Origin of the sequence: Marinobacter sp. EhC06, from assembly GCF_001650915.1 — a bacterium.
Lineage (GTDB): Bacteria > Pseudomonadota > Gammaproteobacteria > Pseudomonadales > Oleiphilaceae > Marinobacter.
Window position 1 is genome coordinate 107,151 of the sequence record NZ_LXYO01000035.1, and the last position, 13,240, is coordinate 120,390.

Genomic DNA, 13,240 nt, shown 5'->3' on the forward strand with positions numbered 1-13,240 from the left:
TTGTCGGATTACGCTTCGCTAATCCGACCTACCATTCGACCTACTATTCGATACCCGTTACGCCTTGTGGCGAATGTGCCAGCACCGGTGAATACGGGCGTTGCGCTGAAAATCCTTGTCCAGGGTATCCCGGGTAACCTCGGCAACCTCGAACTCATTCTCCAGCGCTTCGTCCAGCTTAAAGCGTCGGAAATTGTTGGAAAATATCAGCAACCCGTCGGAGCTCAACCGGGCCATGGCCTGCCTGACTAGCGTCGGATGATCCTTCTGGATATCCAGAACGCCAGCCATACGGGCAGAGTTGGAAAAGGTCGGAGGATCCATAAAGATCAGATCAAACCGTTGATCTGCCGTTTTCCGGTCTGCCAGCCAGGCCAGGCAATCCGCCTGCTCTACCCGATGCTTCTTCGGGTCGGCGCCGTTCAGGGCCAGATTTTCCTCGGCCCAGCCAACATAGGTCTTTGACATATCCAGGCTCAGAGACCGGCTAGCGCCTCCAACCACGGCGTGAACGGTAGCCGCGCCGGTATAGCAGAACAGGTTCAGAAACCGCTGGTTTGCCGAGTGTTGCTGAATCCAGTGCCGCACCGGCCGATGATCGAGGAACAGACCGGTGTCCAGGTAATCCTTAAGGTTCACCTTCAGCACGCAGCCATGTTCGTGAACCTTGAAGAACTCGCCACTGGCCGCCTGCTTTTCGTACTGGCTGGTGCCCGTCTGGCGCTGGCGCTGCTTGCACACCATCTCTTCCCGCTCCACGCCCAGTGCTTCAGGAATCACCGCAAGAGCTTCGGCCAGGCGTTCACGGGTGGAGCGCTCGTCCACCGATTTCGGGGCGGCATACTCCTGCACGTGCACCCTGCCCTCATAGATATCGATTGCCAGGGCAAACTCCGGCATGTCGGCATCGTAAAGACGGTAGCAACCAATGCCCTGCTTTCTTGCCCACTGGCCAATGGTTTTCATGTTTTTCCTGAGGCGGTTGCGGAGCATGGCCGCACGTTCCTCGTTGGCAATACGAGGGGTAACCTCACCGGGAGTATCGGGAACCCGGGGTGTCATGGCGCTGACGTCATTAATCTCGAACAGCAGCAACTGAGCGGGCAACTTGCCGTTGAAAAGTCGATATTGCTTATAGCTCCGCAAACCGATGGATTTTCCGAATTCCGGCGCGCCGGTAAATACGCCAAGGCGCCAGCCCGGAACCGTGCGTTTCACTGCATCACCCAGGGCCTGATACAGGGCGCCCAGCTCCCTGCGCTCACTCAACCGCTCGCCGTAGGGAGGATTGGTCAGCACCAGCCCCTGATCGGACCAGTCACCCTCCAGATCCAAAGCGTCGACAGCCCGCGCTTCAACGTGGACATTACTCTCCAGGCCCGCTCTCTGAATGTTTTTCCAGGCCGTCGCGATGACCCGGCTGTCCTGATCAAAGCCAGCCAGTCTCGGGATGCGCCCCTGATTGCCTTCATGGGCGCGGCGCTCCGCTTCCTGGCGCAGGGACAACCAGAGTTCCGGCTGGTGCCCGGGCCATTTCTCGAAGCCGAACCGTTCCTGCTTGCGGCCGGGCGCCATGTCCAGCGCCATCATGGCGGCTTCAATAACAAGAGTCCCGGACCCACACATCGGGTCCACGAAATCGCCACCGGCCGCGGCAATCTCGGGCCAGCCCGCGCGCATCAGCAATGCTGCCGCCAGGTTTTCTTTCAGGGGGGCTATCCCTTTATCCGTACGGTAGCCGCGCATGTGCAGGCTGTGACCACTCAGGTCGATGCCCAGTGACAGACGCCCCCGATTCAGGCGGGCGGAAACAATCACATCGGGGTTCTTGGCATCTACTGAAGGACGCGGGCCGCCGTTGGCCTGGAACCGGTCCACAATGCCGTCCTTCACCCGTTGCGCACCGTACTGGGTATTCCGGATGGCCTCGTTCTGGCCAAGGAAAGTCACCCGGAAGCTGCCATGCACCGGAATATGCTGCTGCCAGTCCATGTGCACAACGCCGTCATAGAGCTGATCGCCGCTGTTGGCATCCACTTCGTCAATATGAAGGATCAAGCGGTTGGCCAGGCGTGACCACAGGCAAGCGCGGTAGCCAGCCTCCAGAGAACCTTCCACCCAGACTCCGGCCGGCGCATTGCGCACGGTGTCCAGGCCAAAGGTGCTGAGCTCGTCCGCCAGAAGGTATTCCACTCCCTTCGGGCAGGTTACGAAAAATACAGATTTGGACAAGTTCAACTCCTGGTGCATCGACGGCTATTGGTAAGTTTCCGGAATACTGGCTGTTCCGAAATTGGCAGCAATTCTTTAGTTCACATAACTATAAAAAAAGCGTCACATAGATGAAATAATTAGTGTACATCTGCGCAAGGTTCGACTTACCTTGTAAGTGACGCGTCGTTCCGGAAGGCAATAAACCTTCCGTTAACAGGATCCTGACTGCTCTGGCTTGAGCTGACAATAGTGGGTTATCCCGGAAGTGGGTAACGCTTGTCGCAGCCACTGCAGAAGTGTACACGCTTGTTCTGTTAATCCATCAGTGAGGAACGGCATGAAAAGACAGAAAAGAGACATGTACGCTCGTGCATTCAAGCGGGGTTATCTCGCTGGCGTGTCCGGTAAATCCAAAGACAGCTGCCCGATTGAACAGGCGGAAGTTCGCCAGGAATGGCTGAACGGGTGGCGAGAAGGCCGCACAGATCAATGGGAGGGCATGACCGGCGTATCCGGCATCCACAAACTGGCTAACGTTACGACGGCGTGACGCCTGAACTAACCCCGAATCTTAATCTGATCTTTTTCTACACAATTTGACGCAGTACTCAGAGCAACCCAAATGGGGCCTCCCGCCCCATACCATGCGATGAAGCGCCACGGGGTTCATTCCCCGCTCGGGCCCGCTAAGCGGGCCCACCTTCGTTCTGGGGCACAACAAATCACTTAACCTGCCGGATCGCCTCAACCGCTTCTTTAATCAACTCAGGCCCGCGGTAGATAAACCCGGTGTATACCTGCACCAGTTTGGCACCGGCCCGGACTTTCTCTGCCGCGCTCTCGCCATCGGTAATGCCACCGACACCAATAATCGGTAGTGACTCCCCCAGCTCGGCGTAAAGCCCTTTTATTACCCTGAGAGACGCTTCCCGAACCGGCGCTCCACTAAGACCGCCAGCTTCATCTGCATGGGCGTGACCCGCCACCGCATCGCGACTGATCGTTGTATTGGTGGCAATAACGCCGTCCAGTCCTGTCTCCCGCAGCGCAGATGCCACAAAGCGGATACCGTCATCATCCATGTCCGGGGCGATCTTCACGGCCACAGGCACATACCGCCCATGTTGTTTCTCACACTTGAGCTGCTCATCCTTGATCGCTTCGAGCAGACCTTTCAGGGAATCGCCAAACTGCAGATCCCGGAGCCCCGGCGTGTTGGGCGAGGACACATTGACAGTGATGTAGTCGGCCCGGGTGTAAACCGCCGATATCCCCTTCCGGTAATCCGACTCGGACTGGTCGTTGGGGGTATCCTTGTTTTTGCCCACATTGATTCCGAGCACACCGCTGTAGCGACGGTTATCCACGCGCGCCAGCAAGTGGTCCAGACCTTCATTGTTGAAACCCATGCGGTTAATGATGGCCTGGTGTTCCGGCAAACGGAACATTCGCGGCTTGGGGTTGCCCGGCTGCGCCAGGGGCGTGACCGTACCCACTTCGATAAACCCGAAGCCCAGGGCACCGAGCGCATCCAGGTGATCAGCATTCTTGTCGAGGCCTGCAGCGAGGCCTACGGGGTTCGGGAAATCCAGCCCCATAACATTTACTGGTAATGCATCTATCTTTGGCGAAAAAGCGCTCAAAACACCCAGTCGGTGCGCAAGATCCAGACCATTCAATGCAACATTGTGAGCCTGCTCCGGCGGTAGGCGGAAAAGCAGGTTTCGGATAACGCCGTACATCTGAAAAAACTCCCCTCATCCAAGTGGGCGGAGTATACCGGAAGTTTTCCACAGCATCCCGGGCTAGAACCAAATCAGCTGTAAATGACTGTATCATGGCAGTCTCGTGACCTTTTCCACGGAATCTGTGGATAACCCTGTTGAAAATCCCGGGGCAACGGTTGCCATCCCTTGATAACTGCGCCAATCTACAGATTGATCATTTTTTAACCAGTTATTTTTTCCTTTATTTTCATGGTTTTATATATTTTTCTCTTGCCTGTCGACAAATACTAAACAAAATGTTACCGAGTCACCGTTCTGCAATGATGTGCATAAATCACTTGAAATTCTTCATTTTGGCCGCCCCTGCCAAAGGCACTGGGAATAACGTTATACTGACACCTGTCTTCTGATCTGGAGTGCTTCAATGCAAGAGCCGACTTCCCCCGCCCAACAGCACCGGGACAATCTCGCGGGCGAAATGAAGGCGGCCTCGCGCGTGACCATTATCGGGATGATTCTCGATGCAGTGCTCGGGATCATAAAAGTCATTGGCGGTGCTCTTTTTCATTCCCAGGCCCTCCTGGTTGACGGCATTCACTCCTTCACAGATGTAGCCTCGGATCTTGTTGTTCTTGGGGTAATGAAGGTATCCCGCCAGGAACCCGATGACGATCATCCCTATGGCCATCAACGAATCGAAACTTTCGGCACTCTGGTTCTCGGTAGCATTCTGATCGCCGTTGGCGCAGCCCTGGCCTGGGAAAATACCCTGCGCCTGCTCGAGGGCGGCGTGGATACCGTGCCGGGCTGGCCGGTTCTGGTGGCAGCTGCAGCGTCCGTTGCTGGTAAGGAATGGATTTTCCGATACACTCGCCATGTCGGCCAGAAGATTCGCTCAGACCTGATTATCGCCAACGCCTGGCACAGCAGAACCGACGCGTTTTCCTCTGTTGTCGTTCTGGTTTCCACCGCCGGTGCCATGCTAGGCATGGTTTGGCTGGATGTGTTTGCGGCAGTGGTGATCGCCGGAATCATTATCCACATCGGCTGGAAGTTCACCTGGGACAGCGTGAAAGAGCTTGTTGACACCGGTCTTTCGCATGAGGATACGGAGATGCTCAAGAGCATCGCCCGGGACACAGACGGGGTACGTAACGTCCACGAACTCCGTAGCCGCCGAATGGGCCACGATATTTTGCTGGATATTCACCTGGTGGTTCGGCCGGAAATCAGCGTCTCAGAGGGACACCAGATCGGTATGCAGGTAGTCTCGGGCATGCGGGATGCCCTGGACAATATTCGGGATATCAATTTCCACATCGACGCCGAAAACGACGAAGACCAGCCCCTGACCTCTGAGCGTCTACCCTCCCGTGGAGACATCCGGGCCATCCTGGCTCAGCACATTGGTGAGCTCCCTCACCACAGTCGTTTGCGGCTTCACTACCTGAAGAACAAGGTGCACCTGGAATTGTTCCTGGACGAGCACGAAGAAAGGACTGCCTTCTCCTCTGCGAACATCAAGGAACAGCTCCGGGATTACCCCTGGTTTGGCAGTGTCAGGGTGTGGGTGGCCGGCCCCTGAGGGAGCAGGCCATACCCTTCACCGACGGCGGTTCTCTTCCATCCTTGAAAGAAACTCCTGCATGATCAGGGTATAGAGTTCGCCACCGAGAAAGCGATCCTCTACACCGGCATCAATGCTCGGATTGTCGTTGACCTCAATCACCGCAACACGGTTGCCGGACTGCTTGATATCCACGCCATAAAGCCCGTTACCAATAAGCTTGGTGGCATTCAGCGCCGCCTGGATTACGTTTCTCGGCACCTCGTAGGTGGGCATGGTCTCAAAGCCACCGCTTTCACTCTCGGATTCACCGTGCTGATAGATCTGCCAGTGGCCTTTCACCATCATGTACTTGCAGGCGTAGATAGCCCGACCACCCAGTACACCAATGCGCCAGTCATAATCGGTGTACAGATATTCCTGAGCCAACACCAACGCCGACTGCTTGAACAGGTCCCTGAGACCGGCACGAAGGGTCTTTTCGTCCTCCGCCTTGGTAACGCCCCGGGAAAACGCACCATCGGGAATCTTTATAACCACCGGGAAACCCAGCTCACTGATGACCTGCTCGACCGCATTCTTCTGGTCTTTCGACAGGATCAGCGTCTTGGGTGTGGGAACCTTGTTGTTCTTGAGAAGATCCGCAAGGAACACCTTGTTGGTGCATTTCAGGATCGATACCGGGTCATCAATAACCACCATGCCCTCAGCGGCGGCCTTGCGGGCAAAGCGGTAGGTATGGTGATCAATGGCGGTGGTTTCCCGGATGAACAGGCCATCGTATTCCGGCAGGCGCATATAATCCCGCCGGGTAATCTGCTCAACATTGATACCCAGCTTGCGACCAGCCTTCTCGAACCGCTTCAGGGCGACCTTGTCACTCGGAGGCATTTCCTCATCGGGATTGACCAGCACCGCCAGATCATAGCGGTAACGGCGGCGGGTTCTGGGCTTACGCCACACCATGCTACTGAAACGATCCAGGGCGGCAGCAAACACATCCTGTTCGTGTTCGCCGAGATCCGCCGGAGCGGCCGGCTTCATGGACTCGATCTGCCACTGCTTGCGGCGCTTGAAGACAATCTCGAGAATCGGGCAGGGGAAACGCTCGAACAGCGCCCGGGCGACCGGTTTGAGATCCGGATGCTCAGCCTGGCCAAAGTAAGTCCGAATCCGGACTTCGTGGGTGGCTGCTCGCTCATCACTGGCGGGATCAATTGCCGAGCCAGCCGCTTCCAGCCAGTTGATGACGCTTTCATCAAGCTCTTCCAGCTCAAGTGAAAACAGCCCTTTTCGGCCGAGGTCGTTAAGAGTCATTACCGAAGGCACCACATGGTGGCCACGGGCTTCCGCCAGGAGTGAGCAGTAATAGCCCTTGCTAAGATAGCGGGCGCTCTGACACAGGTTGATGACCCTTACCCGGCTGGCAGGCGGAGCTGAGAACTGGAGGTACTGATCAAACGTCAGCACATCTTCACTGGGGTAATAGGGCGCCCAGTCTTTGGCACGGTCCACTACGATAAGCAATCGGGACATTAAGGGCATTCCTCCCTGAAAGGTCTTGCCTGTGGTAATTGAGGCCACAATACGCCGGTCACGATCCCTGCACAATCGGCGAATAATGCGTGCTTTTACGCATCCTTGCGGTCTTTGCGTTCCACCTACTCTCACCCATAATAGCCGAATACGGGAAGCCCACCAGCATGCCCTCCAAGTCTTCTCAAGGCCGCACCTTAATGCCTGATTTCCAGCTCCGACAAGCCACCAGCAAGGACCTCGACGCTCTGGTTGCGCTTGAAAACCGGTGTTTCACCGAGGACCGTCTGTCCCGGCGCAGCTTTCGCCGTTTTCTGGAAATGCCCAGGGACCGGTTGATTGTGGCTGAGGCCAATGGCGAATTGGTGGGTTATTGCCTGGTTCTGATGAGCGCGGCTACCCGGCTGGCCCGCATTTACTCCATTGCTGTTTCGCCAACGGTGCGCGGCCAGGGCGTGGGTGAAAAGCTGGTCCGGGAGGCAGAATCAGAAGCTGCGGAAGCGGGCCGAATCGTCATGAGACTGGAAGTACGTGAGGATAACCGGGGCGCCATCAGCCTTTACAAACGCCTGGGGTATCGACAGTTCGGAACCTACCGGGACTACTACGAAGACCACGGCACTGCCCTGCGTTTTGAGCGGCGAATCCTGTTCTACGAGCCGTCCCGGGAATTCCCCGCGGTGCCCTATTACCCGCAGACCACGGATTTTTCCTGCGGCCCCGCCGCCCTGATCATGGCCATGGCCGCCCTGGATGAGCAGCAACCGCTGACAACGCTGGAAGAACTGAGATTATGGCGGGAGGCGACCACAATTTTCATGCTTGCCGGCCACGGCGGCTGCGGCCCCCATGGACTGGCACTCGCCGCCTGGAATCGGGGCTTTGAAGCCAGTGCGTGGATCAGCATGGAAGGTGCCCTGTTCAAGGACACCGTCAGAAGCGAGGACAAAAAGCGGGTCCTGGAACTGGTCCATGAGGGCTTTCTGCATGACATCGGCCAGACCGGCATCCAGTTGCACCATGACCCGCTGACTCTGGAAGCCATGGCAGAGGCCCTACACGAGGGCCGGGTTCCGGTGATCCTTATCAGCACCTGGCAACTGAACCGAAGCCGCGTTCCCCACTGGGTAACCGTGTGCGCGATTGATGACCAGTTCGTATACCTGCACGATCCGGAGATAGACGTGGAAATGGGCGAGACCGTCGCCGACAAGCAATACCTGCCAGTCGACAAACGGGTATTCAGCCAGATTTCCCGCTATGGCAGGAACCAGCCATTGCAGGCCGCAGTCATCGTTGGCCCGAAACGGCCGGCCTGATTACCCCGTCCGCAAGGCCGCCTCTTTCAACTCGGCGATATCGTCCCGCAGACGAGCGGCCGTTTCGAAATCCAGCTCGGACGCGGCCTTGTACATTTCATCCTCCAGTCGCGAAACTTCTTTGAGCACTTCCTCCGGAGACCGGTTGCCGGCTTTGGCCCGATACTGTTCTGCCTCTTCCGCCGCTTTCTGTCCCGGACGCTCCGCCTTACGGCGGCCGCGACCGCCACCACCGGCACCTTCCATAATGTCGGCAATCTTCTTGTTCAGCCCCTGGGGAGTAATACCCTGCTCGAGGTTATGGGCCTCCTGCTTGGCCCGGCGACGTTCCGTTTCATCAATGGCCCGCTGCATAGAGCCGGTAATTCGATCGCCGTAGAGTATGGCCTTACCGTGAACATTCCGCGCGGCGCGGCCCATGGTCTGGATCAGTGAGCGCTCGGACCGCAGGAAACCTTCCTTGTCAGCATCGAGGATAGCCACCAGCGAAACCTCGGGCATGTCCAGACCTTCCCGCAACAGGTTGATGCCCACCAGTACATCGAACTCACCCCGCCGGAGGTCCCGTATGATCTCGACCCGTTCCACGGTATCAATGTCCGAGTGCAGATAGCGAACTTTGATGTCGTGCTCCATCAGGAAGTCGGTGAGATCCTCCGCCATACGCTTGGTCAGCGTTGTCACAAGAACCCGTTCCTTCGCTTTCACCCGGGTGTGGATCTCTGAAAGCAGGTCGTCCACTTGCGTGGAGGCCGGACGCACTTCGATTTCCGGGTCAAGCAGGCCAGTGGGTCGCACCACCTGTTCCACCACCTGCCCAGCATGCTCGGCCTCGTAGTTGGCCGGCGTTGCCGATACGAAGATCATCTGGGGCGCAATCCGCTCCCATTCCTCAAATTTCATAGGCCGGTTATCCAGCGCCGATGGGAGGCGGAAACCATATTCCACCAGCGTTTCCTTACGGGAACGGTCGCCCTTGTACATGGCACCGATCTGAGGAATGGTCACGTGGGACTCATCCACCACCAACAACGCGTTGGGTGGCAGGTAATCAAACAGGGTCGGCGGTGCCTCACCGGGAAGGCGACCGGAGAGATAGCGCGAGTAGTTCTCGATGCCGTTGCAATAGCCCAGCTCCAGCATCATCTCGATGTCGTACCGGGTTCGCTCTTCCAGGCGCTGGGCTTCCACCAGGCGGTTGTTGTCTCGTAACTGCTGCAGTCGCTCGTCCAACTCAACTTTGATGTGCTCAACCGCATCCAGCACCGTTTGCCGGGGTGTCACATAATGGGATTTCGGATAAATGGTTACCCGCGGTACCCGCCGCAATACCTCACCAGTCAACGGGTCGAAATAGCTTAGATTCTCCACCTCGTCATCGAACAGCTCGATGCGGATCGCCTCTTTTTCGGATTCCGCCGGAAATACATCAATCACGTCGCCCCTCACCCGGTAATTGGCCCGGTGAAACTCAACATCATTCCGGGTGTACTGAAGCTCGGCCAGGCGGCGGAGAATAAACCGCTGGTCAATCTGATCGCCCCGGTCCAGATGCAGCATCATCTTCAGATAGGACTGGGGATCACCCAGACCATAGATAGAAGAAACCGTCGCCACGATGATGGCGTCTGGTCTCTCCAGCAAAGCCTTGGTGGCGGACAGACGCATCTGCTCGATGTGCTCGTTGATAGAGGCGTCTTTTTCGATAAACGTGTCCGACGAGGGCACGTAAGCTTCTGGCTGGTAGTAGTCGTAGTAGGAGACGAAATACTCCACCGCATTGTCGGGAAAGAACTCCTTGAACTCACCATAAAGCTGAGCCGCCAGGGTCTTGTTATGGGCCATGATGATCGTTGGCCGCTGGATTTGCTGGATGACATTGGCGATGGTGAAGGTTTTGCCGGAGCCGGTTACCCCCAGCAACGTCTGATGTGCCAGACCGGAGTGGATACCATCCACCAGTCCCTCGATTGCCTTGGGCTGATCGCCCGCCGGCTGGAACGGTGAATCAACCTGGAACACACCTTCTCTGGCGGAAACGTTTGCCTGATTACTGGCCATAACTGGCGGAAACCTCCGGTAAAACCGATGCAGGGCTGAAACAGCCCCTGCCATTAGAGAAATTTAGCGATACACTCGCTTCATGATACCATCAGTGCGATCGACGGCTGGGCGAAAATCAGCCAGCAGCTCTGGCACCCGGCGGTCGCAGCCCTATCAGACGCAGCTTTAAGGAGCGCAAGTTTGGACCTTCAACTTTCCAGCCGAGTACAGGCTATCAAGCCCTCTCCCACCCTCGCAGTCACCAACAAGGCCGCGGAACTCCGCGCAGCAGGCCAGGACATTATCGGCCTGGGTGCCGGCGAGCCGGACTTCGACACACCTGATCACATCAAACAGGCAGCCATTGAAGCCATCAATAACGGCCAGACCAAATATACTGCCGTGGATGGTACGCCAGCCCTGAAAAAAGCGATTATTGCGAAGTTCAAACGGGACAACGGCCTGGATTACGAAGCCAACCAGATACTGGTAAGCAGTGGTGGCAAACAGAGCTTTTTCAACCTCGCACTTGCCACACTGAACCCGGGTGACGAAGCCATTATCCCGGCGCCCTACTGGGTTTCCTACCCGGACATGGTGCTGGTAGCCGAGGGCAAACCGGTTATTATCGAAACCGGCGCCGAGACCCGCTTCAAGATCACGCCGGAACAACTGGAAAACGCCATCACCGAGCGTACCCGCCTGTTCGTGATCAACAGCCCCTCGAACCCGAGCGGCATGGCCTACACCCTGGAAGAGCTGCAGGCCATCGGCGAGGTGCTGAAGAAGCACCCGAATATCATGATCGCCACTGATGACATGTACGAACCGATCCTGTGGACCGGCAAGCCGTTCTGCAACATCCTGAACGCGACGCCTGAGCTGTATGACCGTACCTTCGTACTGAATGGCGTGTCCAAAGCCTATTCCATGACTGGCTGGCGTATCGGCTACGCGGCGGGCCCGGCGAAAATCATCGGCGCCATGAAGAAGATCCAGTCCCAGAGCACCTCCAACCCGGCCTCTATCTCCCAGGCAGCAGCACAAGCTGCGCTTGATGGCGATCAGGCCTGCGTGGGCGAGATGGTCAAGGCCTTCAAGGAACGCCACGACTGGCTGGTAGAGGCCTTGAACAAACTACCGGGCGTTGAGTGCCTGAACGGCGACGGTACCTTCTATGTGTTCCCCAGCTTCCAGGGCGCCATTGATGCGGATTCCAGCGTCAGCACCGACGTTGAATTCGCCGAGAAACTGCTGACCGACGCCGGCGTGGCACTGGTCCCGGGCTCCGCCTTCGGCTGCCCTGGCCACATGCGCCTGAGCTTCGCGACCAGCATGGAAAACCTGGAAAAGGCTGTCGAACGTCTTCAGAAAGCGCTTGGCTAAAAAGTTCTGGCCAGGGGTTGACGGGGCGGTATTGCCAACTTAATATACGCGCCTCGTCACACGACGACGTTCCCCGATAGCTCAGTTGGTAGAGCAACGGACTGTTAATCCGTTTGTCGCTGGTTCGAGCCCAGCTCGGGGAGCCACTATTCTGAAAGCCCGCTAATTCTTTGAGTTAGCGGGTTTTTTATTGCCCCGCTTTTGACTCTGTCTTTTGTTGTTTTGATCTAGTCCTGCCCTAGCCTGGTCGATGGCGGGACTGGCGTGGCTGTCATGGCTTTCCAAAACACGCTACAAGCACGTCCGTGTGCGCTTGAATCGGGCCATCCCTGGCCCTCTACAGTTTTGGAAAGCCATGACAGCCACACCGTTCTGACCGTGAAGTTATCTGAAAAGCAAACAACAAACCTTGTGGAAACGGGTAACCAGTAGGTCGGATTAGCGCAGCGTAATCCGACAAATACGTTGACTGCCTATTTAGCAGCCTCCCTCGTCGGATTACGCTGCGCTAATCCGACCTACTCTTAGTTGCGGCCAGATATTTCTGAGAAGTCCGAAGAGGTGGTGTGGGGCCTCCCTCCCAAAAATGTCTGTGGCCAAGGATGGCCACAGCCAAGCGCACATGGATGTGCTCGTAGCGGTTTTTGGGAGGGAGGCCCCACACCACCAGACTCCAAACCATGCAGGCTAGGAGCCCAACTCAGACAGGAACCGAGAAACTAGACGCCAATAACCTCAGAGTGAATAGCCTCAAGGGCAGCCAGCGGGTCAGACGCCTGAGTAATCGGACGGCCGATCACGAGGTAATCGGAACCGGCTTTGAGGGCATCTGTGGGCGTCATGATGCGCTGCTGATCTCCTTTGTCAGCGGTCAGCGGTCGAATCCCCGGGGTAATCAACTTGAAGTCGGCGCCCTGCTCGGCTTTGAGCTTTGGTGCTTCCTGCGCAGAGCAGACGACGCCGTCGAGGCCGCAGTTTTTGGCGAGGGTTGCCAGGCGGGATACCTGGGCCTCCGGGGAATCGGTGATGCCGATGCCAGCCAGGTCGTCGGCGTTCATGCTGGTGAGGACGGTGACGGCGATCAGCAGCGGGCGGTTCGCGCCGAAAGCTTCAAGACGTTCCCGGCAGGCGGTCATCATTTTCTCACCGCCAGAGGCATGGACGTTCACCATCCAGACACCTAGGTCGGCTGCGGCTGCTACTGCTGCCGATGTGGTGTTCGGGATGTCGTGGAATTTCAGATCCAGGAACACGTCGAAGCCACGCTTCTGTAGCCCCTCGACCAATTGCGGGCCAGAGCGGGTGAACAGCTCCTTGCCCACTTTCAGACGGCATTTGGCCGGGTCCAGTTTGTCGACCAGCTCAAGGGCCGGATTCTGGGAGGGGAAATCGAGGGCGACGATGATCTTGGGATCGTTAGCGGTTTGCACGTTCATTTGTCCTGCAGA

The 13,240-nt window shown here is 57.1% G+C and carries 9 protein-coding genes and 1 tRNA gene; 5 read left to right on the forward strand and 5 right to left on the reverse strand.

Annotation, left to right across the window (positions count from 1 at the left end):
• Window positions 1-57: 57 nt before the first annotated feature.
• A complete protein-coding gene (gene rlmKL / locus A8B84_RS18480) occupies window positions 58-2,250 on the reverse strand; it encodes a bifunctional 23S rRNA (guanine(2069)-N(7))-methyltransferase RlmK/23S rRNA (guanine(2445)-N(2))-methyltransferase RlmL (protein ID WP_264753902.1) in 2,193 nt (730 codons plus the stop codon).
• 301 nt (window positions 2,251-2,551) lie between these two features.
• On the opposite strand from rlmKL, the gene rmf reads away from it, so the two are divergent.
• Entirely contained in the window at window positions 2,552-2,764 is a 213-nt protein-coding gene (rmf, locus tag A8B84_RS18485; protein WP_008172042.1) for a ribosome modulation factor, read from the forward strand.
• Window positions 2,765-2,936: 172 nt separating this feature from the next.
• On the opposite strand, the gene A8B84_RS18490 is transcribed toward rmf, so the two are convergent.
• Window positions 2,937-3,956 (reverse strand): quinone-dependent dihydroorotate dehydrogenase, encoded by a 1,020-nt coding sequence (locus A8B84_RS18490; protein WP_064230628.1) that lies wholly within the window; start codon window positions 3,954-3,956, stop codon window positions 2,937-2,939.
• Between the two features lie 409 nt (window positions 3,957-4,365).
• Here A8B84_RS18490 and A8B84_RS18495 point away from each other — a divergent pair, with 409 nt between their 5' ends.
• The gene (locus A8B84_RS18495; protein ID WP_064230627.1) at window positions 4,366-5,526 is read left to right on the forward strand and encodes a cation diffusion facilitator family transporter; all 1,161 of its coding nucleotides are present in this window, start codon (window positions 4,366-4,368) and stop codon (window positions 5,524-5,526) included.
• Window positions 5,527-5,544: 18 nt separating this feature from the next.
• On the opposite strand, the gene A8B84_RS18500 is transcribed toward A8B84_RS18495, so the two are convergent.
• A complete protein-coding gene (locus A8B84_RS18500; protein WP_064230626.1) occupies window positions 5,545-7,044 on the reverse strand; it encodes a RimK family protein in 1,500 nt (499 codons plus the stop codon).
• Between the two features lie 200 nt (window positions 7,045-7,244).
• Between A8B84_RS18500 and rimI the strand changes: the two genes are divergently transcribed.
• Window positions 7,245-8,363 carry a ribosomal protein S18-alanine N-acetyltransferase gene (gene rimI / locus A8B84_RS18505; protein ID WP_064230625.1) on the forward strand — a complete coding sequence of 373 codons (1,119 nt, stop codon included), beginning with the start codon at window positions 7,245-7,247 and terminating at the stop codon, window positions 8,361-8,363.
• Here the strand turns inward: rimI and uvrB are convergent, their stop codons facing one another.
• Entirely contained in the window at window positions 8,364-10,424 is a 2,061-nt protein-coding gene (gene uvrB / locus A8B84_RS18510; protein WP_064230624.1) for an excinuclease ABC subunit UvrB, read from the reverse strand. It abuts the gene before it with no gap.
• Between the two features lie 183 nt (window positions 10,425-10,607).
• Here uvrB and A8B84_RS18515 point away from each other — a divergent pair, with 183 nt between their 5' ends.
• Window positions 10,608-11,792, forward strand: coding sequence for a pyridoxal phosphate-dependent aminotransferase (locus tag A8B84_RS18515; RefSeq protein ID WP_064230623.1), 1,185 nt, complete (start codon window positions 10,608-10,610; stop codon window positions 11,790-11,792).
• 70 nt (window positions 11,793-11,862) lie between these two features.
• A tRNA-Asn gene (locus tag A8B84_RS18520) sits at window positions 11,863-11,938 on the forward strand.
• A 573-nt stretch (window positions 11,939-12,511) separates the two neighbouring features.
• On the opposite strand, the gene pyrF is transcribed toward A8B84_RS18520, so the two are convergent.
• A complete protein-coding gene (pyrF, locus tag A8B84_RS18525) occupies window positions 12,512-13,228 on the reverse strand; it encodes an orotidine-5'-phosphate decarboxylase (RefSeq protein ID WP_064230622.1) in 717 nt (238 codons plus the stop codon).
• Window positions 13,229-13,240 lie beyond the last annotated feature (12 nt).

Excerpts from the sequence above, each read along its gene's own strand:
- pyrF (WP_064230622.1), bottom strand. The coding sequence starts at position 13,228 with ATGAACGTGCAAACCGCTAACGATCCCAAGATCATCGTCGCCCTCGAT.
- rimI (WP_064230625.1), top strand. The coding sequence starts at position 7,245 with ATGCCTGATTTCCAGCTCCGACAAGCCACCAGCAAGGACCTCGACGCT.
- A8B84_RS18490 (WP_064230628.1), bottom strand. The coding sequence starts at position 3,956 with ATGTACGGCGTTATCCGAAACCTGCTTTTCCGCCTACCGCCGGAGCAG.
- rmf (WP_008172042.1), top strand. The coding sequence starts at position 2,552 with ATGAAAAGACAGAAAAGAGACATGTACGCTCGTGCATTCAAGCGGGGT.
- uvrB (WP_064230624.1), bottom strand. The coding sequence starts at position 10,424 with ATGGCCAGTAATCAGGCAAACGTTTCCGCCAGAGAAGGTGTGTTCCAG.
- A8B84_RS18495 (WP_064230627.1), top strand. The coding sequence starts at position 4,366 with ATGCAAGAGCCGACTTCCCCCGCCCAACAGCACCGGGACAATCTCGCG.
- A8B84_RS18500 (WP_064230626.1), bottom strand. The coding sequence starts at position 7,044 with ATGTCCCGATTGCTTATCGTAGTGGACCGTGCCAAAGACTGGGCGCCC.
- rlmKL (WP_264753902.1), bottom strand. The coding sequence starts at position 2,250 with ATGCACCAGGAGTTGAACTTGTCCAAATCTGTATTTTTCGTAACCTGC.